This is a genomic window from Nonomuraea sp. NPDC050790 (assembly GCF_044456745.1).
Classification (GTDB): domain Bacteria; phylum Actinomycetota; class Actinomycetes; order Streptosporangiales; family Streptosporangiaceae; genus Nonomuraea.
Genome location: NZ_JBITGF010000003.1, coordinates 57,642 through 80,569, shown reverse-complemented (window position 1 = coordinate 80,569; position 22,928 = coordinate 57,642). Strand labels below are relative to the sequence as shown.

The 22,928-nt window shown below is 72.2% G+C and carries 15 protein-coding genes; 10 read left to right on the top strand and 5 right to left on the bottom strand.

Features of this window, described 5'->3' with window-relative positions:
- Positions 1 to 23: 23 nt before the first annotated feature.
- The 3 genes from ACIBEJ_RS15255 to ACIBEJ_RS15245 are packed head-to-tail and all read left to right on the top strand — an operon-like array spanning position 24 to position 3,930.
- Complete coding sequence (locus ACIBEJ_RS15255; RefSeq protein ID WP_397183331.1) at positions 24 to 2,780, top strand: BTAD domain-containing putative transcriptional regulator; 2,757 nt, start codon at positions 24 to 26, stop codon at positions 2,778 to 2,780.
- A gap of 24 nt (positions 2,781 to 2,804) precedes the next feature.
- Positions 2,805 to 3,407, top strand: a complete 603-nt coding sequence (locus ACIBEJ_RS15250; RefSeq protein WP_397183330.1) for a hypothetical protein — start codon at positions 2,805 to 2,807, stop codon at positions 3,405 to 3,407.
- The gene (locus tag ACIBEJ_RS15245; protein ID WP_397183329.1) at positions 3,391 to 3,930 is read left to right on the top strand and encodes an OmpA family protein; all 540 of its coding nucleotides are present in this window, start codon (positions 3,391 to 3,393) and stop codon (positions 3,928 to 3,930) included. The genes ACIBEJ_RS15250 and ACIBEJ_RS15245 overlap by 17 nt, the downstream gene beginning before the upstream one ends.
- 13 nt (positions 3,931 to 3,943) lie before the next feature.
- On the opposite strand, the gene ACIBEJ_RS15240 is transcribed toward ACIBEJ_RS15245, so the two are convergent.
- Positions 3,944 to 5,011 carry a S1C family serine protease gene (locus ACIBEJ_RS15240; protein ID WP_397183328.1) on the bottom strand — a complete coding sequence of 356 codons (1,068 nt, stop codon included), beginning with the start codon at positions 5,009 to 5,011 and terminating at the stop codon, positions 3,944 to 3,946.
- Positions 5,012 to 5,030: 19 nt separating this feature from the next.
- Positions 5,031 to 6,452: an AMP-binding protein gene (locus ACIBEJ_RS15235; RefSeq protein ID WP_397183327.1), complete on the bottom strand. Its 1,422-nt coding sequence runs from the start codon at positions 6,450 to 6,452 to the stop codon at positions 5,031 to 5,033.
- A gap of 67 nt (positions 6,453 to 6,519) precedes the next feature.
- Between ACIBEJ_RS15235 and ACIBEJ_RS15230 the strand changes: the two genes are divergently transcribed.
- Positions 6,520 to 7,665 (top strand): hypothetical protein, encoded by a 1,146-nt coding sequence (locus ACIBEJ_RS15230; RefSeq protein ID WP_397183326.1) that lies wholly within the window; start codon positions 6,520 to 6,522, stop codon positions 7,663 to 7,665.
- 60 nt (positions 7,666 to 7,725) lie between these two features.
- On the top strand, positions 7,726 to 9,906 hold the full coding sequence (locus ACIBEJ_RS15225) for an acyl-CoA dehydrogenase (protein WP_397183325.1): 2,181 nt from the start codon (positions 7,726 to 7,728) through the stop codon (positions 9,904 to 9,906).
- A gap of 49 nt (positions 9,907 to 9,955) precedes the next feature.
- Here the strand turns inward: ACIBEJ_RS15225 and ACIBEJ_RS15220 are convergent, their stop codons facing one another.
- Complete coding sequence (locus ACIBEJ_RS15220) at positions 9,956 to 11,362, bottom strand: serine hydrolase (protein WP_397183324.1); 1,407 nt, start codon at positions 11,360 to 11,362, stop codon at positions 9,956 to 9,958.
- Positions 11,363 to 11,413: 51 nt separating this feature from the next.
- Positions 11,414 to 13,234, bottom strand: coding sequence for a hypothetical protein (locus ACIBEJ_RS15215; protein ID WP_397183323.1), 1,821 nt, complete (start codon positions 13,232 to 13,234; stop codon positions 11,414 to 11,416).
- 73 nt (positions 13,235 to 13,307) lie between these two features.
- Between ACIBEJ_RS15215 and ACIBEJ_RS15210 the strand changes: the two genes are divergently transcribed.
- The 5 genes from ACIBEJ_RS15210 (at position 13,308) to ACIBEJ_RS15190 (ending at position 21,459) form a co-directional block, all read left to right on the top strand.
- On the top strand, positions 13,308 to 14,846 hold the full coding sequence (locus ACIBEJ_RS15210; RefSeq protein WP_397183322.1) for a hypothetical protein: 1,539 nt from the start codon (positions 13,308 to 13,310) through the stop codon (positions 14,844 to 14,846).
- A 149-nt stretch (positions 14,847 to 14,995) separates the two neighbouring features.
- Complete coding sequence (locus ACIBEJ_RS15205) at positions 14,996 to 15,130, top strand: hypothetical protein (RefSeq protein ID WP_281395023.1); 135 nt, start codon at positions 14,996 to 14,998, stop codon at positions 15,128 to 15,130.
- Between the two features lie 10 nt (positions 15,131 to 15,140).
- Entirely contained in the window at positions 15,141 to 15,944 is an 804-nt protein-coding gene (locus ACIBEJ_RS15200; protein ID WP_397183321.1) for a glycosyltransferase, read from the top strand.
- Positions 15,941 to 17,071: a glycosyltransferase family 4 protein gene (locus tag ACIBEJ_RS15195; protein ID WP_397183320.1), complete on the top strand. Its 1,131-nt coding sequence runs from the start codon at positions 15,941 to 15,943 to the stop codon at positions 17,069 to 17,071. The genes ACIBEJ_RS15200 and ACIBEJ_RS15195 overlap by 4 nt, the downstream gene beginning before the upstream one ends.
- Positions 17,068 to 21,459 (top strand): alpha-(1->3)-arabinofuranosyltransferase family protein, encoded by a 4,392-nt coding sequence (locus ACIBEJ_RS15190; protein ID WP_397183319.1) that lies wholly within the window; start codon positions 17,068 to 17,070, stop codon positions 21,457 to 21,459. Before ACIBEJ_RS15195 ends, ACIBEJ_RS15190 begins: the two co-directional genes overlap by 4 nt.
- On the opposite strand, the gene ACIBEJ_RS15185 is transcribed toward ACIBEJ_RS15190, so the two are convergent.
- Positions 21,386 to 22,597: an acyltransferase family protein gene (locus tag ACIBEJ_RS15185; RefSeq protein ID WP_397183318.1), complete on the bottom strand. Its 1,212-nt coding sequence runs from the start codon at positions 22,595 to 22,597 to the stop codon at positions 21,386 to 21,388. The two genes, ACIBEJ_RS15190 and ACIBEJ_RS15185, sit on opposite strands and share 74 nt — an antisense overlap.
- Positions 22,598 to 22,928 lie beyond the last annotated feature (331 nt).

Below are 22,928 nucleotides of genomic sequence, written 5' to 3'. Positions count from 1 at the left end.
GTGCGCGACGAACCGGTCCAGTCGTGAGTGATGCCGTGGCCTTCGGGGTGCTCGGGCCGCTCATGCTGCCGGACGGCACCCCGCCGCCCGGCCCCGCCAAGCACCGCGCGCTGCTGGCGGCGCTGCTGCTGTCGCCCGGCAGGATGGTGCCGATCGAGCGGCTCATGGCCGTCGTGTGGGACGGCGCGCCGCCCGCCTCCGCCGAGCCCGTGCTGCGCGTGTACGTGAGCGCGCTGCGCAAGGTGGTGGACGGCATCACGACGGTGCCCGGCGGCTACCTGCTGGCGGTCGAGCCCGATCTGGTCGACTGGCACCGGTTCGAGCGGCTGGTGGAGCAGGGCAGGCGGGCCAGGGAGGCCGGGAGCCTGGCCGAGGCGGCCGAGCGGTTGCGGGCGGCGCTCGGGCTGTGGCGTGGGGCCGCGCTGGCGGACGTGGAGTCGGGTGAGCTGCGGCGGGCGCATGCCGTACCGCTGGAGGAGCTCAGGTTGCGGACGCTCGAAGAGCGCGTGGAGCTGGACCTCAGGCTCGGGCGCGGCGGCGAGGTGGTCGGCGAGCTGCGGGCGCTGGTCGCCGCCTACCCGCTGCGCGAGCGCGCCTGGGCGCACCTGGTCACGGCGCTGCGGCTGGCGGGGCGGCGCTCGGAGGCGCTGGAGTCCTACCAGCAGGCGCGGCGGGTGCTCGTGGACGAGCTGGGCCTGGAGCCTGGGGAGGAGCTGCGGCGGGCGCACGCCGACGTGCTGGCGGGGCAGGAAGCGCCCGCGCGCCCGCCCAGCGAGACGCCGCCGGACATCGCGGACTTCACCGGGCGGCAGGACGTGCTGCGGTGGATGCGCGAGGCGGCGCCCGAAGCGGGTGGCGCGCCCGTCCACCTGGTCCTGCACGGGCCGCCCGGGTGCGGGAAGACCGCGGTCGCCGTGCACGCGGCGGCGTCGGCGGGCGGCGCGTTCACCGGCGGCGTGCTGTTCGCGACGTTGCGCGAGCGCGCGCCCGGCGCGGTGCTGGAGGACCTGCTGCGCTCGCTCGGCTGCCCCGAGGGCGGGGTGCCCGCCGCGCCGGCCGAGCGGGTCCGGCTCTATCGGAGCATGACGGCCGCACGGCGGCTGCTCGTCGTGCTCGACGACGCCGCCACCGAGTCCCAGGTACGCCCGCTGCTGCCCACGGGCGCCGGCAGCATGACCCTGGTCACGAGCCGCTCCCCGCTGTCGGGCCTGGAGGCGTCCAGGGCCCGCGAACTGGGCGTGCTCGCCCCGCGTGAGGCGGTTGACCTGCTCGGCGCCGTCGCCGGGCGGGAGCGGGTCACGGCCGAGCCCGAGGCGGCGGAGCGGATCGCGGCGCTGTGCGGCCACCTGCCGCTCGCGCTGCGCGTGGCCGGATCCCGCCTGGCCAGGAAACCGGGCTGGACCCTGGAACACCTGGCCGGCCGCCTGAGCGACTCCCGGCGCCGCCTCGACGAGCTGAGCGCGGGCGACCTGGCGGTGCGCGGCAGCCTGGCCCTGGGCTACGAGGGGCTGGGCGAGCGGGACCGCACGCTCTTCCGGCGGTTGGGCGCGCTGTCGGCGCCGGACTTCGCCTCGTGGGTGTTCGGCGACCTGGAGGCGCTGGCCGAGGCGGGACTGCTGCAGTCGCGCGGCCTCGACGAGTCGGGCCAGGAGCGTTACGGCTGGCACGACCTCACCCGCCTCTACGCCGCCGAACTCCTGGCGGCCGGCGGCCCCGGGACGCTGGCCGGGGTGGCGGGGGAGATCCTCGATCGGGCCAGGCGGGCCAGGCAACTGCTGCTGCCCGCCGAGCCGGGTTCCGGCCGGACCGTCGCGCGGACCGAGGAACAGGTGCTGGAGACGACCCTGCTGCGCGAGTCGGCCGGCTGGCTGCGTTCCGAGCGGCGGTTCCTGACCGCGTGCGTGGCCGACCTCCACGGCGCGGGCCTGCACGAGGCGGCCTGGCGGCTGGCCTTCTACCTGGCCCCCTTCTACGAGCTGGGCGCCCACCACGACGACTGGCACCAGAGCACGGCCACCGGCCTGGACGCGGCCAGGGCGGCGGGCCAGCGACAGGGCGAGGCACTGCTCCTGCGCGGCCTGGCCGACCTGCACCGGATCGAGGGCAACCTGGAGGCCGCCGCGGCGGCGCTGCGTGCCGCCCTGCCGCTGGTCGAGGGGCTGGAGCTGGCCAGGGTCACGCTCAGGCTGGGGCTGGTGACCGGTGACGAGCGCGCGTACGCCCGCTGTCTGGCTGTCTTCGAGCAGGCCGGTGACCAGCGCGGCAGGACGGACACGCTGCGCGCGCTCGGCGCGCTGAAGGGCGACGGCACGCTGCTGGAGGAGGCGCTGGCCGGCTACCTCGCCCTGGGCGATCCGCGCGGCGAGGCGGAGGCGCTGCTCGACCTGGCGAACCTGCACCTGTCCGCGCGCGGGCTGCCTCGGGCGCGCGAGTACGCCGAGCGCCGCCTGCGGATCAACCGGCGGCTCGGCGACCGGCTGCCCGAGGCGGCCGGTCTGCTGGTCCTGGCGCGGATCGCGCGGGCCGAGGGCCGGCCGGATCCCCGGAGCGCGGCGGCCGCCCTGGAGATCTTCGAGACCTTCGGCGACCGCAGAGGCGCCGGGCAGGCCCTGCTCGCGATGGCCGAAGCGCATCTCGACCTCGATGAGATTGATGAGGCGGTTGAGGGGCTTGAGCGTGCTATGGGAGAGTTTGTCCTGCTTGGCGACCAGCGTGGCCTCACCGAAGCGGAAGGGCTGGCGCAGGAGGCGCGGCGGCGTCGCGGGCTATACGGATCCTGAATGTCGCCCTCCTAGAAAGGTGACATGACGATGCGGAACAAGCTCGCCCTGCTGCTGGTGCTCCCCGCCCTGGCCAGTTGCGGGATGCTGCCCGGCCAGGCGCGGCAGGGGACGGGCGGCGAGGAGAAGCAGGCGAGCGCGCAGCAGTCCACGCCGACGCGGGCCACCGAGGCGCCCAGCGAGGAGCCCACCGAGGCGTCCACCCAGGCGCCCACCGGAGAGCTGACGGCGATCACCAGCCGGAAGATCAAGCACGACGACAACGACCTGCGCATCGACATTACCCAGCTCAAGCGCACGGGCAAGGTCGTCACGCTGACCTGGACGGTCACCAACGTCGGCACCAAGGGAAGCTGGTACGTGGGCGCCAACCTCGGCAGCGACGTGCTCGACTTCACCACCTCGGCCGTCTCCCTGATCGACCCGGTCAACGGCAAGCGCCACCGGGTCGCCCGCAACGGCGCCGGCCAGGACGCCGCCTGCGTCTGCAGCCGGGTCAACCAGCACATCGAGGCCGGCGGCGCCCTGGAGATGTACGCCGTCTACGGCGCGCCACCCGCCGACGTCACCAAGGTCAACGTGGAGATGGCCGACCTCGGGGTGTTCAACGATGTCCCTGTCTCCTAGCCTCGCCGCCGCCCTGCTGATCGCCCTGTCGCCGACCCCGCCGCCGGACACCGCCACGCTCCCGGTCGAGGACCTGGTCTTCCCGATCGAGGACATCGTCCCCGAGACCGAGTCCCTGGACGGCGCCCAGAGCGAGACCAAGCGGGGCGACGAGGTACGCGTGGCGCTGACCAGCGACGTGCTGTTCGCCCTGGACAAGTGGGCGCTGACGGCCCAGGCCAGGCAGCGCCTGGAGGCCGTCGCCGGGCGGATCCGCGCGGAGGGCGCGGGTGGCGTGGTCAGGATCGAGGGCCACACCGACGACCAGGGCCAGGACGCCTACAACCGCACCCTGTCGCTGCGCCGCGCCCAGGCGGTCCGCCAGGCGCTCCAGCGCACTCTGTCCGGTCAGACCTTCGAGGTCAAGGGGTACGGCGAGGCCCGCCCGAAACTCCCCAACCTGGTCGACGGCCGCCCCCAGCAGAAGAACCGGGCCAAGAACCGCCGCGTCGAGATCGTCTTCACGGTCAAGACGGCCGGCTGATCCCCGGCCGCGCTCAGCCCTTGAGCTCGCCCAGCGTGGCGGTCACGGTCTCGGTCGTGCCGTCCGGCCTGATCACCTCGACCTTGACCTGGTCGCCCGGCTTGAGCATGGTGAGGATCTCCGACAGGTCGGACATCGTGGGCGTGGGCTTGCCGTTGAGCGAGACGATCACGTCGCCGGTCTCGACGCCCGCCTTGGCCGCCGCGCCGCCCGGCTCCACCCCGGCCACCGCGACGCCGACGGGCCGGCCGTTCTCGCCCAGGACCGTACGCCCCCTGATGCCCAGCGCCGCACGATGGCTGTTGGTGACCTTGCCGCTCTTGACGATCTGGCCGGCGATGTCGGCCGCGGTGTTGCTCGGGATGGCGAAGCCGATGCCGGGCGCGGCGCCGCCGCCCAGCTCGGGGTCGGTGGCGCCCAGCGTCGGGATGCCGATCACCTGGCCGGACATGTCCACCAGCGCGCCGCCGCTGTTGCCGGGGTTGATGGCGGCCGAGGTCTGGATGGCGCCGGCGATCGTCGCGCCGGGCGAGCCGGGGCTCTGCGGTTCGCTGACCGTGCGGCCGAGCGCCGAGACGATGCCCTCGGTGACGCTGCCGGACAGGCCCAGCGGGTTGCCCATCGCCAGGACGAGCTGGCCCACGCGCAGCTTGGAGGAGTCGCCGAACGTGGCCGGCCGGAGCCCGTTCGGATCCTCCACCTTGATCACCGCGAGGTCGCCGGCCGGGAACGACGAGACCAGCTTGGCCTTGCGCGGGGTGCCGCCGGTGGCCAGCGACACCTCCATCTCGGTGGCCTGGCCGACGACGTGGGCGTTGGTCACCACGTGGCCGGCGGCGTCGTACACGATGCCGGAGCCGAGCCCGACCTTGGTGGTGATCTGCACGATCGACGGCAGGACCTGGGTGATGACCCGCTCGTAGCCGGCTTCCATCTCGCGGGTGCCCTCGGCCGCCTGCGGGGTGCCGCCTGTCGCGGTGCCGCTCGTCGGGCTGCCGGACGGCGTGGCCGTACCCGTGCCGGTGGACGCGCCGCACCCGGCGGCCAGGACGACGGCGAGACCCGCCGCGATCAACCTCATGTGAGGGTATCTTCCCAGGTCAGGCGGAAAGATACTCCTTTCTGACGTTGCTCCGGCTCAGCTTGCCGGTGGGGGTTCTGGGGAGAGATGTCCGGTACTCGATGAGCCGGGGATGCTTTTGCCTGGCCAGCCGGGGCTCGCAGTGGGCCAGCAGCGCGGCGGTCAGTTCCTCGCCCGGGGTCGCGCCGGGCGCGGGCTGGACGAGCGCGACGACCTTGTGGCCCCACTCGGGGTCGGGCACGCCGATCACCGCCACGTCGGCCACCGCCGGATGCTCCAGCAGCGCCGCCTCGATCTCGGCCGGGTAGATGTTGACGCCGCCGGAGATGATCAGGTCGGTCCTGCGGTCGAGCAGGAAGAGGTAGCCGTCCTCGTCCACGTAGCCGATGTCGCCGGGCGTGTAGGCGCGCTCGCGCATGGCCGCGGCGGTCTTCGCGGGGTCGCCGTGGTACTCGAAGCGGTTGATGCCGCCGATGTACACAAGGCCGGGCGCGCCGGGCGCCGCCTCGCGGCCGTCCTCGTCCACGATCGTGAACGACATGCCGTCCAGCGCGCGCCCCACCGTGCCGGGACGCTCCAGCCACTCGCGCGAGGAGACCATGGTGGCGACGGCCGCCTCGGTGGAGCCGTAGTACTCCCACAGCACCGGGCCCAGCCAGTCGATCATCGCCTGCTTCGTCGCGGGCGGGCACGGGGCCGCGCCGTGGTAGAGGTGGGTGAGCGAGGACAGGTCGTACTTCTCCCGATCCGGTACGGCCAGCAGCCGGTGGAACATGGTCGGCACCATGAAGGCGTTCGTCACCCGGTGCTCCTGGACCAGGCGGAGCGTGCCCTCGGCGTCGAAGCGGTCCAGCGCCACGATCGCGTGGCCGTACTGCAGGGCCATCATCACCTGGCCGTAGGGGGCCGAGTGGTAGAGCTGCGAGCAGACCAGGTGCACCCCGTCGGCGGGCAGGCCGAAGTGCCGCCAGCTCTTGCGCATGAGGATGGGGTGCAGGTCCTCGGGGGCCAGGTCGAGCAGCCGCCTGCGCACGCCCTTGGGGCGGCCGGTGGTGCCGGAGGTGTAGAGCATCATCGATCCGGCGCGGCGGTGTTCGGGGGCGGTCGCGGGCAGGTGGTCGAAGCGGTCGCCGACCGGGCCGCGGAAGACGGCGCGGGCGCCGCAGTCGGCGATGATGTAGTCGATCTCCTCGCCGGTGTAGTGCCAGTTGACCGGCACGTGGTACGCGCCGATCTGGTACGTGGCCAGCATCATGGTCAGGGCGTCGAGGCCGTTGGGTAGGACGGTGACGACGGCGTCGCCCCGGTCCACTCCGGCCGCGCGCAGGCCGTGGGAGAAGCGGTTGGCGCGGTCGAGCAGGGCGCCGTAGGTGGTCGGCTCCACTCCCAGGAGGGCGGGTCGTCCGGGGTCGGCGGCGGCGATCTCGTAAAAGCCCCTCATGTCAGGTGACACTACAGAATTAGATTCTGTCCCGGGAACACTCGCAAACTCGTCTAGCCTCGAGGTCATGGCGGACGTCGGCGACCAAGTGCCCTCTTATGATGCTCCGACCACCCCCTTCCAGCGGGTGGTCGTGCCCGCTGACGCCGAGGCGGACGACACCATCCAGATGCCGCGGATCGTCCTGCCGGAGGAGGCTGAGCCGGAGGTCGACGAATCGACCACGGTCCACGTCCGGCGTCCGGTCCTCAAACCCGTCGAGAAGCCGGCCGGGAAGCCGAGCGAAAAGCCGGCCGGGAAGCCGAGCGAAAAGCGGGCCGAGAGGCCGGTCGAGAAGCGGGTCGAGAAGCCTGCTGAGAAGCCTGCCGGGAAACAGGTCGAGAAGCCTGTCGAGAAGCCGGTCGCGGAAGTTGTCGAGCAGCCTGCCAGGAAGTCGTTGGCGGCCGTCGAGACGGTGACCGTGCCTCGGGTGTCGCCGCCGCGCCCGCCCATGCCGCCGCCCCCGCCCAGGCGCGGCGTCAGCGAGATCCCGTTCCGCGTCGTCTACATGGTCGGCGCCGTCATCGCCACGATCATCGCGGTCCTGCTCATCTTCGTCGTCTTCTCCGGCGACACCCCCGACGCGAACCCGGCCAGGGCCACCTCCACCGCCAGCCTGGCCGGAGCACCCCCGTCGGAGGTGGTGCTCCCGCCGGTCCCCGAGTCCAAGGCGTTCCCCGCCTACAAGGGCAAGGCCGCGGTCGTGATCGGCCTGGTCGCCGACACCAAGACGGGCATCGTGTATCCACGGCTGGGCTCGCCGTGGCAGGCCAAGTCGTACGCGCCGTTCACCGTGGCCCAGCGGATCGGGAAGGTGGCGCGGCCGTACACGATGATCGTCTCGGCGAAGTACCCGATCGCGGCGCCCAAGACCAAGCCCAAGGAGGAGTCCGGCTACCGCGAGCTGGCGGTGCGGGCGGCGCGGTGGTCGCTGCGCACGCAGTTCCCCGCCGGGGCGACGCTGACCTGGACGGGCTCGCAGGCGCTGGCCACCGGCAAGGGCTGGCTGCTCGGCTACGAGATCGCCTACGGCGGCAAGACCTCGCAGGCCGTCGTGGCCGTGGTCGAGGTGAACAAGACGAAGCCGGCGATGATGCTGGCAACCGTGGCCGACTCCCGCAAGACGCAGTGGCGCGATCTGACGACACTCGTGAAGGGGGTCCGCCCGCTATAGACAGAAGCATCCTCTAGAATATGGTTCTGCCATGGCACGGGACGCGCTGGAGGATGAGTAATGGCGATCGGGTTGAGCGAGGAGCACGAGGCGCTCCGCGAGTCTGTCAGCGGCTGGGCGGAGCGGAACATCCCCGCCGAACTGCTGCGATCCGGCACGGAGGCCGAGCGCCCCGCGTTCTGGCCTGGACTGGCCGAGCAGGGGCTGCTGGGCCTGCACCTGCCCGAGGAGTACGGCGGATCCGGCTACGGGCTGCTGGAGGCCGCCGTGGCGATCGAGGCGCTGGCCGAGAAGATGGCGCCGGGGCCGTACGTCCCGACGGTGCTGGCCGGCGCCGTCATCCACGCCTCCAAGCAGCACGGGCTGCTGTCCGGCCTGGCCGACGGCACCCTCACCGGCGCCGTCGCGCTCGGCTCCGCGCTCACGGGCGAGCGCGCCGCCGACGGCTCCCTCGTCGTCTCCGGTACGGCCGAGCCCGTCCTGGGCGGTGCGATGGCCGACATCCTCGTCCTGCCGGTGTCCACCGGCGACGGCGAGGAATGGATCGCGCTCGACGCCTCCGCCGCCACCGTGACGGAGGTCAGGTCGCTGGACATCACGCGCTCGGTGGCCAAGGTGGAGGTGGCGGCGGCAGCCGTACCGGCTGATCGGGTTCTGGACGGGGTCGAGGGGCCCGACGTGCTCAACCTCGCCGCGATCCTGCTGGGCGCCGAGGCCGCCGGGCTCGCGTCGTGGTGCGTGTGGGCCGCCGCCGACTACGCCAAGGTACGCGAGCAGTTCGGCCGCCCGATCGGGCAGTTCCAGGGCATCAAGCACAAGCTCTCCCGCATGCTGGTGGCGCTGGAGCAGGCCAGGGCCACCGTGTGGGACGCCACCCGCGCGGAGGGCCGCGAACTGGAGTACGCCGCCGCGATCGCCGGCGTCATGGCGCCGGACGCCGCCGTCCAGTGCGCCAAGGACGCCATCCAGACCTTCGGCGGCATCGGCTACACCTTCGAGCACGACGTCCACCTGTACTACCGCCGGGCGCTCACCCTGCGCGCGCTGCTCGGCCCGAGCGCCGAGTGGGCCGCCTCCGTCACCGCGCTGGCGCTGCAGGGCGTCACCCGCGAGATGGAGATCGACCTGCCCGAGGGCGCCGAGGAGATGCGCACCGCGATCCGCGCCGAGATCGCCGAACTGGCGAAGCTGGAGGGACAGGAGCAGAAGCGCGCCCTGGCCGCCCAGGGGTTCGTGATGTCCCACCTGCCCAAGCCGTGGGGCCGCGCGGCCAAGCCGCTGGAGCAGGTGCTCATCCAGCAGGAGCTCAAGGCCGCCAAGGTCAGGCTCCCGCAGATGATCATCGGCGCGTGGGTGGTGCCCTCGATCGCCACGTACGGCACGCCCGAGCAGCAGGAACGCTTCCTGCCCAAGACGCTCAGCGGCGAGATGATCTGGTGCCAGCTCTTCTCCGAGCCCGGCGCCGGATCCGACCTGGCCAACGTGCAGATGAAGGCGGAGAAGGTCGAAGGCGGCTGGCGGCTGAACGGCCAGAAGATCTGGACCTCGGTCGCGCACGTGGCCGAATGGGGCATCTGCATCGCGCGTACCGACCCGTCCAAGCCCAAGCACGACGGCATCACGTACTTCCTCGTCGACATGAAGGGCGAGGGCGTCACGGTCAGGCCGCTGACCGAGATGACCGGCGAGAACCTGTTCAACGAGGTGTTCCTCGACGACGTCTTCGTCCCCGACGACCTGGTGGTCGGCCAGGTCGACGACGGCTGGCGGGTGGCCCGCAACACGCTGTCCAACGAGCGCGTCTCGCTGTCGTCGGGCTCGGGCGGGACCGGTTCCTCCGTGTCCGACCTGCTGGGCCTGACCTCGCGCCTGGGCCGGGAGCTCACCCCCGTCGAGGCGGTGGAGCTGGCGGGCGTCATCTGCGAGGGCCACTCGATCAACGCGCTGTCGTTGCGGGTCACGCTCAAGCAACTGGCCGGGACGGAGCCGGGCGCCGACGCGTCGGTGCGCAAGCTGCTGTCCACCTCGCACGCGCAGCACGTGTCCGAGACCGCGGTCGGCCTGCTCGGCGCCCAGGCGGTGATCGCCGCCGACATGAAGCTCGGCGACGCCGGCTACTGGAACCGCGCCGTGCTGGCGACCAGGGCCATGACCATCTACGGCGGCACCACCGAGGTGCAGCTCAACATCATCGGCGAGCGCATGCTCGGCCTGCCCCGCGACCCCGAGCCGGGTCGCTAGCCGCTCCGCCTCCCCCTCGACCGGGGGAGGCGGGCCTTTTTCACGGCGGTCAGCGGGCGGACTCGTAGGCGTCGATCGCGGCCCCGAGCCTGGCGAGCTTCTCGGTGTAGGTGACCGGGAACAGGCCGGGCTCGGCGGGCGGACGGTGCGCGTCCACGTACTGGGTGCCGAGGTTGGTCAGGGCGACGACGATGTAGTGCCTGCCGTCCTTGCCGGGCAGGGACCTGACGATGCCGGCGTCGGCACCGGAGTTGCCGACCCAGCCGGTCTTGTGGGAGTAGGTCACCTCGGCCTTGGCGTTGCACGGGCGCACGTCACGGCCGAACTTGTTACCCGCGACGGTCACCGTGCCGTCGGCGCCGATCCAGCGCTCCGCGACGGCGTGCGGGATGCCCGCCGCCGGGTACGCCGCGCCGCACCGGTTGGCGGAGGAGAGCATGTCGTTCCAGCCCTGCGCCGCGAGGTGGCGCTTGAACACCTGGCGGGCGGACGCGCTCAGTACGGCCGAGGTCACCGGCCTGCCGCCCGGAGTGGTCCACGCCCTGCCCGGCAGCCCGTTGACCAGGGCGAGCAGCTTGGCCGTGTCGAGCGAGCTCATCGTGACCGGGTTGGACCAGCGCCCGCCGGTGGCCGGGTTGGTGTTCTTGAACTGCAGGGTCTCCAGGCCGAGGCCCTGGAACGTCTGGTTGAGCTCGCCGACCGCGCCCCTGTCGTGCAGGAGCTTGACGAGCGCGCAGGTGGCGGGGTTGTTGGAGGAGGTGAGGGAGGACTCCAGGTAGTTGGCCACGGTGTTGCTGGTGTCGCCCTGGCACAGGGAACTGGTCTCGGTGGGCCGGTAGTCGTAGGTGTCGGCCAGCGCGATCGTGCCCTTGTCGACCAGGCGCAGCACGCCGAAGGCGACCATCAGCTTCAGCACCGAGGCCGGGTAGGGCGACATGAAGTCGATCGGCGCCTGCTCACGACCCGGCACGATGTCGATGGTGCCCTTGCCCTGGTTGGCGTACCAGCCGTTGTCGTCCCACTGGCGCCAGCGCACCGCGGTGGTGTGGAAGTTCCGGTCGACGGGGACCACGACGCCGCGCGGATGCTGCGGGCTCATGAGCACGGTCCCCGAGGAGAGCGGCCTGCCCCTGCGGTCGAGTTCGAGGACGGTGACGTCGAGCTGCGGCTGCTGCGCGATCGGCTTGGGGTCGGCGGAGGCGAACAGGCGGGCGTAGGTCTCGGGCGGCGTGGCCTCCTTCTCCTGCGCAGCGGCGGCGAGCACCCGCGCCTGCGAGGAGCCCGGCGGGGCCAGGTCGAGCACCTCCTGGAAGCGCGCCCTGTCCATGGCCTGCTGGAGGAAACGGGCGACCTGCCCGCTCTCCGCGGCCTGCGCGGGCAGCGCGGTGAGGCTCAGGAAGAGGGTGCCGGCGGCGGCCCCCGCGGCGGTTCGGCGGCTCTTCTGAAGGAATGACATGTGACTTGATCCTATTTACCGATCTTGGTCGGCGCCCACCGGTTCGCGGGATCAGCCGGTGACGGGTTGCAGGGGGATGGCGGTGCCGTTCTTGGCGGGCATGGGGACGCCGATCCTGATCTCGCCCACGCAGGGGTGGGCGCCGCCCGGGGAGCTGATCGTCAGCTCCTGGCCGCTGCCCTTCACCGTGGCGTACGTCCAGCCGAGGTCCTTGCCCGCCTCCACCTGCGCCGAGCCACTGCCCAGGCCGAGTGTCAGGCGGGCGGGGCGGGGGTTGAGGTAGCTGACCTGGACGGTCCAGGTGCCCTGGGGGAGCGGGAGCGGCAGGCGGAAACGCTCGGGGACGGAGCCGATCGGGCGGCAGGCGGCGCCGGGCGGGACGGTCAGGCCCTCGATGTTCACCGGGCGCAGCCGTCCGCGCTCGTCGAAGGTCATGAGGTTGCGCAGCGGGCCGTCGAGCTGCCGCACCCAGGTGACCGGGCGGGTGGCGATCGGGCCGAGGACCTTGGAGGCCAGCGCGTAGTCGTAGAAGAAGATCGGGTAGACGACCTTGGCGGGCACGTGGGTGTCCAGGACGACCAGGCCCTCCGGGGCCCTGCGCAGGGCGACCCTGCCGGTCTCGATGTAGGACTTGACGTGCTCGCCCAGGGGCAGGCGGGCGTACTGCGTGATCGACCAGATCGAACCGGCGGCGAAGACGGCGGCCAGCGGGATCCACACGATCCGCAGCGGGCGCTCACCCTCGCGCGGGATGAACGCCAGCGCCAGCACGACGGCGAGCAGCGAGGCCGTGGGCGCGATGTAGCGCAGCTCGAAGCCGCCCAGGTCGGGGCCGAGCTGCTCGATCCTGCCGATCATGACGGGGACGACGTCGGCCAGCAGGAAGTAGCCGAGCAGCATGAGCCAGGCCAGCCACGCGCGGCGCCGGTGGCGGACGGTCAGCGCCACGACCAGCGCCGCCGCGCCCAGTCCCGCCCAGATGGCGGCGTCGGGGGTGGCGGCGATGGCGTAGTCGTCGCCGATCGGGTGCCAGCGCCACGGCCCGCCGAAGGAGGAGGCCACCAGCGAACCCGAGAACAGCCGCCAGGCGAACGCCGCCGCCACCGCGAGGGGGGGCAGGCTGGGCTGGACGGTGTCGTTGGTGAGCTGTACCGAGGTGAACACGGCGGGGAACAGGATCGCCGCGTAGCCGGCCACGACCGCCGCGTACAGGGCCCAGGCGGGCCACTGCCACCTGCGTACGCCGCCGAGCCAGCCCGCGGTGAGCACGAACGCCAGCACCGGGATGAACGGGGCCTTGACGAAGAACACCATCGCGAAGACGGTCCAGCCCGCGGCGGCGAGGGCGTGGCGGAAGCGCCGCGTGCGCACGTACAGGACGTGCGCGGCCAGGGCCATCGGCAGCGCGACCTGGAACGGCAGGGTCTCGATCACCACCGCCCACCAGGACAGCGACGAGATCGTCATCGGGGTGAGCAGGTAGAAGGCGAAGGGGATCAGGATGGCGGGGCGGGAGCCGTACAGGAGGAAGAGCAGGCGCAGCAGGGCGAGCGCCGCCGCGCCCATGAGCACGATGGTGATCACGTGCATCAGCACGTCGTTGTAGACGCCGAGGCGGCCCATCGCCCAGTGCACGCCGAACGGGCCGGGCATCAGGTGCCCGTACTCGGCGCGCATGAGGTAGTCCCAGGTCAGGCCGTTCTCCAGGCCGCGGGCGATGAAGGTGAAGTCGTCCTGCCTGAAGTAGGTCCTGCGGACCAGGTCGAACTTCCAGACGAGCTGGACGGCGACCATGACCATCGCGGCCGCGAGCACGCCGTCGCCGCGCAGCCACTGCCTGGGCTCCACCACGGTCTCGCTCGCCGCCGTCACGGATGAAGGCTAACGACGCCGTTGATCCTGATGGAATGGGCGTTGTCCGGTTGTGATGTGGTGTTATATCGGAATGTTTCCGCAGGTGTCGCGCTATGGGTGGTGGGCCGCCCTGGTCGGCATCGTCCTGGGCGCCCTCTGCCTCGGGCCGGGGCTCGCTCCCGGGTACATCCTCATCCAGGACATGGTCTTCGTCCCCGACCCCGCCTTCTCGCCGTTCACCTTCGGGCTGGCGGGCGGCGCGCCGCGCGCGGTCCCGAGCGACCTGGTGGTGACCGTCCTGGCCCAGGTGCTGCCCGCGTCCCTGGTGCAGAAGCTGGTGCTGCTCGGCGTCTTCGCGCTGGGCTGCGCGGGGGCGGCGCTGCTGGTGCCGGGCCCGCTGGCGCCGCGGCTGGTGGCGGGGGTCTTCTACGTGTGGAACCCGTACGTGGCCGAGCGGCTGCTCATGGGGCAGTGGGCGTTGCTGCTCGGGTACGCGGGGCTGCCGTGGGTGGTGCGCGCCCTGGCCCGCGGCCGCCTGCCCGCGGTGGCGCTGCTGCCGGCCGCGGTGGGCGGCTTCGCCGCGATGATCGTCACCGCCGTCACCGCCATCTCCCTGTTTTTTGGTACGGCGGGGCGGTGGAAGCGGGCCGGAGGCGTGGTGTTGTTGCTGGTGGCGTTCAGCCTGCCGTGGCTGGTGACGGCGTTGACCAGGGCCGACGGGCTGACCGGCGACCCGGTCGGCGTGGACGCCTTCGCCGCCCGTGCCGACGGCCCCTTCGGCACGGTGGTGAGCCTGCTGTCGCTGGGCGGCATCTGGAACGCCTGGGCCGTTCCCCCGGGCTTCGACCATCCGGTGACCGCGGCGGCCCGGCTGGCCCTGGTCCTGGCGGGCCTCGCGGGCTTCTGGACCGCCCTCAGGACAACCTCAAGAGACCCCGAGGGGGAGGTGGTGGGGTTTGGGCGCGGGTTGGCCGTCGGGGCGGGGGTCGGGTTGGTGATCGCGTGTCTTGGGGTCACCGAGCCCGGCCGGGATCTGCTCAAGGGGCTCATCGGGGTCTGGAGCGGGTTCGCGGTTCTGCGGGACGCCCAGCAGTACCTAGCTCCGCTGGCTCTCCTGGCGGCCGTTGGCCTGGGCATGCTCGCCGCCCGGGTGACCGCCCGCTGGGCCGCCGCCCTGGTGCTGGTGCCGCTGGCCGTGGTTCCCGGGCTGGCGTGGGGGGTGTCGGGGGCGCTGGCGGCGGTGCCGTACCCGAGGAGCTGGGTGGAGGCGCGCGAGATCATCGGTGCGGACCCCGCGAGGGGGGACGTGCTGGTGCTGCCGTTCGAGTCCTACCGGCGCTTCCCGTGGAACGGCGGCCGGGCGGTGCTCGATCCGGCGCAGCGGTTCTTCGCCGTGCCGGGCCGCGAGGTGGTGGTCAACGACTCGGTCCGGGTGGGCGAGCTGGTGGTCGGGGCCGAGGACTCGCGGGCCAAGAGGGTGGCGAAGGTGCTGGGGGAGCCGCGCCGGCTGGCCGAGGAGGGCATCAGGTACGTGGTGGTGGACGCGGGGGAACAACGACTCCCCGGCGCCCGGCTGGTATTGGACCGCCCGGAACTACGCCTCTACGCCGTGGAAAGCGCGAGGCCGTAGGGGCGTCGCCGGGTTTACGGCCTTGGTTGACACCCCTGGTAGACAAGTCCGGAATATTAAGATTCCGTCTAGCTACTTCCGAGTAGCTAGAATTGGTTCTAGGTTTGTGACGGCCCCCACATCCCAGCCCGCAAGAGGAGGAACCCCCCGTGATCAAGATCCTCTTAGCAGCGATCATCGGCATCGCCGTGGCCGCTCTGGTGACGACGGTGACAACCGTCTCGCTCACGGGTTCTACCGCGACCCCTGTCAACAGGCCGCTTTACAACTACGGCGACCGGTAAGCCGCACGTCATGCCGCCGTCCCGCCGAGGGGACGAGCGGGTAAGCCGTACACCACTGCTTGAGATCGTCGTCCCGGCCTACAACGAGGAACGACGACTCCCCGGGGGCCTCCTGCAGCTGTGCGCGAAGCTTGCCCAAATGCCGTTCCCGGCCGCCGTCATCGTCGTCGACAACAACAGCACGGACACCACAGCCGAGATCGTCAAGACGTGGCCGGAAGGCGAGGTCCCGGTCCGCCTGATCGCCTGCCCCGTCCCCGGCAAGGGCGCCGCGGTGCGGGCGGGACTTCTGGAGACGCGGGCCCCGCTGGTCGGGTTCTGCGACGCCGACATGGCCACCGACCTCGACGCGCTCGACGTGGCCATCGGCCTGCTCCTGTCCGGGGAGCGCGTGGTCATCGGCTCCCGGGCGCACACGTTCAGCGAGGTCGAGAACCGGCACAGCCGGGTCCGCGAGCTGGGCGCCGTGGGCTTTCGCGCGCTCGCCCGCCGCCTCGTCCGCGGGGTGAGCGACACGCAGTGCGGGTTCAAGTTCTTCGACGGCCGGCTCGCCCGCGAGGTCGCCGGACGTATGCGCACGCCCGGGTTCGCCTTCGACGTGGAGTTCCTGGCCCGCTGCGCGGCGCTCGGCTCCGCGGCGATGGAGATCCCCATCCAGTGGCACGACATGCCGGGATCGCGCTTCTCCCCGGCCCGTCACAGTGCGGGGATCCTGCTGGAGCTCGGCGGGATCTGGCTACGGCTGCGCGCCGAGTCACGCGGCGCCGTCCAGCCGGCGTGGGAGCACGCGCCCGACCCCGTCGGATATTCGTGATCCCGTCCGAACTCGAAGGTCTGCGCGTCGCCGTCGTCAACTGGCGGGATCCGTGGCACCCGGCGGCCGGCGGCGCCGAGACCTACGCGTGGCAGATGGCCAGGCGCTTCGCCCGCGCGGGCGCGCGGGTGCGCTTCGTGACGGCGCGCGCCCCCGGCCAGGCGCGCCACCAGACCGTCGACGGGGTACGGCTGGCCAGAATGGGCGGCCTGTTCACCGTCTACCCCCTGGTGCTGGCGTGGCTGCTGCGCCGCAGGAACAGGTTCGACGTGGTGCTCGACTGCCAGAACGGCATCCCGTTCTTCACGCCGTGGGTGCTGCCCCGCCGTACCAGGGTGATCTGCGTCGTGCACCACGTGCACGACCGGCAGTTCGACGTGCATCTGCCGCGATGGCTGGCCGTGCTGGGCTGCTTCCTGGAGGGCCCGGCCTCGCGCTGGACCTACCGGGGACGGCGCAGCGTCGCGGTCTCCCCCTCGACCGTGGCCGCCATGCGCGAACGGCTCGGCTGGCTGGGCCCGATCGACATCGTGCCCAACGGCGTCGAACCGGGCACGGAGCATCTGGCGGCGCGCAGCCGTACCCCCAAACTGGTCTGCGTCGGCAGGCTGGTCGCGCACAAGCGCGTCGACCTGCTCCTCGACGCCGTGCCCGAGCTGCGCAAACGCTGGCCGGGCCTGACCGTGGACATCGTCGGCCGCGGCCCCGAGGAGGAACGGCTGCGCGCGCGGCTGCCGGAAGGCGTGACCATGCACGGCTACGTGTCCGAGGCCGAGAAGGAACGCCTCATCTCGGCCGCCTGGCTGCAGGTCAACGCCTCCCAGGGCGAGGGCTGGGGACTGTGCGTGCTGGAGGCCGCCGCGCTCGGCGTGCCCACGGTCGCCTTCGACGTGGACGGCCTCAGGGACGCCATCCGCCACGGCGAGACGGGCTGGCTCGTGCCCGAGGGCGCCGACCTGGCCAAGGGCGTCGCCGCCGCGCTCGACGAGCTCGACGACACCCAGGGCGCGAACTGCCGGCGCTGGGCGTCGAGGTTCCGCTGGGACAACAGCGCGGAACGGCTGGCCACGCTCGCCCTCGGCCGCCCGGTCGCCGCGATGCGGGTCTTCGGTTGGGAGCCTTCGTGAACGACACCCCGGTCAGCGGGCGGGCCAGGCACCGGCTCTGGCTGGTGCTCTGCTGCCTCGGCTTCGCCGTCCTGGCGTTCACCACGAGTCCGGGTGACATCATCGCGGACACCAAGATCGACCTCGCGCTCAACCCGGTCGGCTGGCTGGAACGCCTGGCCCACCTCTGGGACCTCCAGCACTTCGGCCAGCTCCAGAACCAGGTCGCCGGCTACCTCTTCCCCATGGGCCCGTTCTTCGCCCTCGGCGAGCTGCTCGGCCTGGACGCCTGGGTCACCCAGCGGCTCTGGCTGACGCTGCTCATGTGCGTCTCGTTCCTCGGCGTGGAACGGCTGGCCAGGCAGCTCGGCATCGGCAACCCCGGCACGCGCGTCGCGGGCGCGCTGGCCTATGCGCTCGCGCCCCGCGCCCTGTCGATCATCGGCGAGATCTCCGCCGAGTGGCTGCCCGCCGCGATGCTGCCGTGGATCCTGCTGCCGCTGCTGACCGCCTCCGAGACCGGCCAGCGGGCCAGGGCGGCGATCAGGTCGGGCCTGGCCGTGGCCCTCTGCGGCGGCGTCAACGCCGTCGCCGTGCTGGCCGTGCTCGTCGCCCCCGTGCTCTACATCCTGACCAGGCCCAGGCCGGTGCCGCGCTGGCGCATGCTGGCCTGGTGGAGCGGCGCGGTCGGCGTGGCCACGCTGTTCTGGTGGCTGCCGCTGCTGCTCGTGGGCCGCTACGCGTTCTCCTTCCTGCCCTACACCGAGACCTCCACGGCCACCACGCAGGTCACCTCGCTGACCAACGTGCTGCGCGGCGCCTCCGACTGGGTGCGCTTCCTGACCGTCAACGGCGTCGACACCCAGCCCGCGAGCTACGCCATCGCGACCTCCGCGCTCATGATCGTCGTGACCGGCGTGCTGGCCGCGCTCGGCCTGGCCGGCCTCGCCCACCGCGACCTGCCCGCGCGCGGCTTCGTGATCGCGCTGTTCCTCGTCGGCGTGAGCGCGCTGACCGCCGGCCACATGAGCGCGCTGGAGCCCGTCGTCGCCGAGCCCGTGCGCTGGCTGCTCGACGGTCCGCTGGCCCCGCTGCGCAACCTGCGCAAGTTCGACCCTCTGGTACGGCTGCCGCTCGCCCTCGGCCTGGCCCACCTCCTCGTCAAGGTGCGCGTGCCGGTCAAGGCCGTGGCCGCGACCGCCTTCGCCTGCCTGGTGCTGCCCGTGTTCAACCAGGGCCTGGCCGCTCCCGGGCACTTCAAGGAGGTCCCGCTCTACTGGCGCCAGGCCGCCACCTGGCTCAACGAGAACGCCGGCGGCGACGGCGTCCTGGTCGTCCCCGGCGCCAAGTTCGGCGAGTACCTGTGGGGCCGGCCCATGGACGACCCCATGCAGCCCATGTTCGCCGCCCGCTGGACGACCCGGCAGGTGACCGCGGCCGGCTCGATCGGGCTCAGCCGCCTGCTCGACGCCCTCGACCAGCGCTTCGCGGCCGGGCACGGCTCACCCGGCATCACCGAGGTCCTGCGCCGCATGGGCGTGCGCTACCTCCTGGTACGCAACGACCTGAACCGGGCCGCCATCGCCGGCGCCTACCCCACCAGGATCTACGAGACGCTGCGCGAGTCACCCGGCATCACCCGGCTGCAGTCGTTCGGCGGCGAGGTGGGCGACACCAGGACCGACGACGCCGAGAACTCCGTCGACTGGCCCTTCCCGGCCCTCGACCTCTACGAGGTGTCGGGCAGTTCGGGCGCGGTCGGCGTGCTCCCGGCCGGGGACGCGCTGGCCGTACGCGGCGGGCCGGACTCCCTGCTGTCCATGGGCGACCTCGGCCTGCTGGGCGACTCGCCCGTCCTGGTCAACGGCGACGCCGGCACCCGCGAGGCGCCCACCGTGGTCAGCGACGCCCTGCGGCTGCGCGAGCGCCACTTCGGCGAGATCCGCTCCAACTGGACCCAGACCCTCACCGCCGACCAGCGCGACGACTTCACCGGTGTACGCGCCCTCGACCTGCTCGAATCCGGCTGGCTCGACGACACCGCCACGGCCGAGTACGAGGGCGTGTCCGCGGTGACCGCCTCCTCCTCGGCCGCCGACGCCGGCGCCGTACCCGGCATCAGCAGTTCGGGACGCGGCCCGTGGGCCGCCCTCGACGGCGACTACGAGACCAACTGGGAGACCAGCGGCTGGAAACCGCCCTCGGGCGAATGGCTGCGCCTCGACTTCCCCGCCGAACGCACGCTGCCCGGCATGCAGGTGACCTTCACCAACAACGTGCTGCTCGGCCAGTCCATCAAGACCGTGGCCGTGGAGACCGAGGGCGGGCGGATCGTCCAGGACGTCCAGCAGACCAACAGCCCCCAGACGCTGCGCGTCCCCTCCGGCTCCACCGGATGGGTGCGCATCAAGGTCGTCGCCACCACGAACCCCACCTGGAACTTCGTCGAGCGCGTCGGCATCAGCGAGATCGCCATCCCGGGGTTGCTGCCGGGCCGTACCATCCGGCTGCCGCAGGCCACCGGCGACGTCTACGTCATGGACCGCGGCGTGGACGAGCGCCCCCGCTGCATGCGCAACCAGGCCCGCTGGATCTGCAACCCCCTCCTGGAGCGCCCCGGCGAGGAGGGCGCCGGCTTCGACCGCACCTTCACCGCCGCCTCCGCCGGCAAGAACGCGATGAGCGGCTTCGCCGTCCTGCGCGACCCCGCGCTCGTCGACCGCTACACCCGCCTCACCGACGACCTCCCGAGCGTCAAGGGCACCTCCCAGGTCAGCAAGGACCCGGTCGTCGGCCCCCGCGCCGCCTTCGACGCCGACGCCGCCACCACCTGGATCCCCGCGGGACCCGACGCCGAGCCCGCGCTGACCATCGGCTGGAAGAAGCCGAAGACGATCTCCCGCGTCCAGATCGCCCGTCCCGGCGGCGACAAGGAACCCCTCGACGTCATCGTCACCGGCGACAAGGGCGCCACCCGAGGGGCCCGCGTCGACGCCGGAGGCAACCTCGTCTTCAAGCCCATGACCACCCGCACGCTCAAACTCCGCTTCTTCGCCGCCTCCCGCCGGCTGCAGGTCACCGAACTGATCATCCCCGGGGTGAACCCGGCGAGCCGCCCGGAGGGCATCCCGTTCCGGCTGGGCTGCGGTCAGGGACCCACCCTTCAGCTGAACGGCAAGCCGGTCCGCACCAAGGTCAGCGGCACCTACGCCGACCTGCTGGAACAGCGGCCCGTCCGGTTCGTCGCCTGCTCGCAGGCGGCGGTCGGCGCCGGCGACAACCGGGTCAGGATTCCCGGCTGGGAGCCCTGGGCGGTGTCGAGCCTGATGGTCGGCTCGCTGGAGGCGGGCTCGCCTGCCGTCACGGGTGCAGCCGTCCAGGGCACCTGGACGCCTTCGCTGCGTGAGGTGCGGGTCAGCGCGCCCAAGGACTCGTTCCTCATCGTCAACGAGAACTTCAACGCGGGGTGGCGGGCCGAGCTCGACGGGCAGGCGCTGCGGCCGGTGCGGATCGACGGCTGGAAGCAGGCTTGGGAACTGCCCGCCGGGACCACCGGGACTGTGCGGCTGGAGTACCGGCCGGATCGGACCTATTGGCTGGCCTTGGCGGCTGGGCTGGTGGGGATCGCCGGGCTTGCCCTGCTGGCGCTGGTGATGCGTGGGCCTCGGCCTGAGCACGTCCTGCAGACGGCGCCGGCTGGGCGGTCTCGGCTGGATCGGTGGCGGGTGCCGTACGTGATCGTGGTGGGGCTGGCGTTCGGTGGCTGGGTGGCGAGCTGGCCCGGTATGGCGGCCGTCCTGGCCATGACCGCCCTGGTCCTCCTGACCCGCCTCCGTCCCGCCTTCACGGGTGCTGGTGCGCCTGGGCGCGGCCGTACCTCCACACCCCCGAACCCCGACGCAACCCCAACCACCCCCTCCTCCGCTTCCGCGCTCTCCAGCGGCGCGCCCATGCCCGACACCGCCCCCACACCCAGCTCCGCCCCCACACCCAGCTCCGCCCCCACACCCAGCTCCGCCCCCACACCCGGGTCCGTCCCCACAGGCGGGACCGCGTCCAGGGTGCCGATGCGCGGCTCCGCAGGCGTGTCGGCGTCCGTGTCCCTGCCCGGCTCGCCCGCTTCTGCGGCGGTTGATGGGCGGGTGTCGTCCGATGCGATGGACGGGGCGCGGCGGGGTGCGGGGGTGGTCGGGTCGCCGTGGCTGGGGGCGGTGCTGTTCGTGTTGGCAGCGGTGGCCGTGGCGGCCGGGATCCGGCTGGATGTGCCGGTCCTGGCCGACCAGGTGGCTCAGTTGCTCGCCTGCGCCGCGATGGGCGCGCTGTTCGGCGCGCTGGTCACCGTGCCGCCGCGTACGGTTCGCGAGCAGGAGGCTCCGGCGGTGGAGCAGGAGCTCGCCGCCGCCCGGTGAGCCGCAGCGCGGTCTCCTCGACCAGGTGGTAGCTCGCCGCACTGATCAGCAGCGTCCCGATCAGCGTGAAGGTCGCGACGGGCCAGAAGTTCCCGTTGAACGGCTCCGCGTCCGTCACCTTGTAGTACAGCGTGATGACGGGCGCGTGCCAGAGGAAGACGCTGTAGGAGATCCGCCCCAGATAGGCGGAGACGGGATTGCCCAGCACCCGATACCGCAACGAGTCGGTCCTGGGCGCCAGCGCGAACGGCGCCACCACCAGGATCGCCACCGCCGTCTCCAGCCCCATCCGCCAGAGCGACTGGGACAACGAAGGCAGCGTCAACGTCCTCGGCCCGGCCAGTTCCGTACTGAGCATCGCGTACAGCAGCACCGCCAGCACCAGCAGTTGAGGCGCCAGAGAGTCCAGCGCCCGGGACTCCTTGATCCACACCGACAGGACGGCCATGGCCATTCCGGCCGCGAAGTAGATGAGGTGGTGGGGCAACCACAACGCCATGTGCGGCTGATCCCACACGTGCGCCGCGACGACCGTGGCCACCGAGATCACCGGCAGCACGGCGATCCCCGCGAGCAGCCGCACCGCCCGGTTCCCCCGCCGCGCCCACAGCCCGAGGCACCACGCGATCAGCGGCAGCGCCAGGTAGAAGGCGAGCTCGATGGGCATGGTCCACATCTGGTAGAGCCCGTCGGGGGCCTGGGTCTGGTCGGTGTAGTTCTGGAGCATGAGCATCCAGGTGGCCCAGCCGTACCCGTCCAGGGAACTCCAGGCCCAGAGCGCCAGCGCCGTGACCAGCCAGTAGGCGGGGAAGACCCGCACGACCCGCCGCCACAGATACCGAGGCGTACTGGGCGCGGCCGTCCCCTGGATGAAGGCCCTGGCCCAAGGCCGGAACAGCAGCAGCCCGGACAGCAGGAAGAAGATCGGCACCGCGATCCCGAGCCGCGTGGTCATCCAGGCGAACATCCCGTCCCGGTAGATGACCCCGGTGTTGCCCCCCACATGCAACAACCACACCCCAAGCGCCGCCAACCCCCGAACCCCATCCAAAGCCGCATCCCGCCCACCCCCGGACTCCAACCCCCCAACAGCCCCCGACCCAACCTCCTCACCACCTGCCGACTGCTTGGCAGGCACACCGCCTGCGCGCGTCTCAGCACCTGCCGACCGATTGGTAGGCGCCACGTCATCGGAGGGCGTCGCGACGCCTACCGGCTGGTTGGTGGGTGTGTGTCCCTCACGGGGTGTGCCGGTGTCTGCCGACCGGTTGGTAGGCGCCACGCCATCGGAGGGCGTCGCGACGCCTACCGGCTTGTTAGTGGGTGCGTGCCCCTCGGGTGGTGTGCTGGTGTCTGCTGGCTGGTTGGTGGGTGCGTGTCCCTCGGGTGGCGTGCTGGTGTCTGCCGATCGGTTGGTAGGCGTGTGGCCTTCGGGTGGCCTGGTGCCTGCCGGCTGGTCGGTGGGGGTG